General features: G+C 56.5%; 1 tRNA gene. It reads left to right on the plus strand.

The window, feature by feature from the left end:
• Positions 1-161 precede the first annotated feature (161 nt).
• Positions 162-238, plus strand: a tRNA-Met gene (locus ACV4UY_RS13260).
• Positions 239-379 lie beyond the last annotated feature (141 nt).

Here is a 379-nt window from a genome sequence, read left to right on the forward strand (position 1 = left end):
GATGATACTTCGTCTCAAGACGCGGGAAAGTAGGTCACTGCCAGGAAGTTTTTTTCAATTGTTTGCGCAGAACCCCGTAAGGGGGGGCTGAGATGGTGTCGAGACAGACTCCACCATCGAGCAAGCATGGATAGGGCGCGGTCAACGCGCAACGCGGGTATCGCGGGATGGAGCAGTCAGGTAGCTCGTCGGGCTCATAACCCGAAGGCCGGAGGTTCAAATCCTTCTCCCGCAACCAAGATGTCAGGGCAGACCCTGAAACGATCAAGCCGGTGGACTTTTGTCCGTCGGCTTTTTTTGTTTTTGGCGGTAGCCCTCCGTTGAGCTCCGCTCTCTTGGGCAACCTGTCGTGCAAGCTCGGGCTGATCGCGTCAAAAGG

The organism is Candidatus Magnetaquiglobus sp. (genome assembly GCF_058402785.1).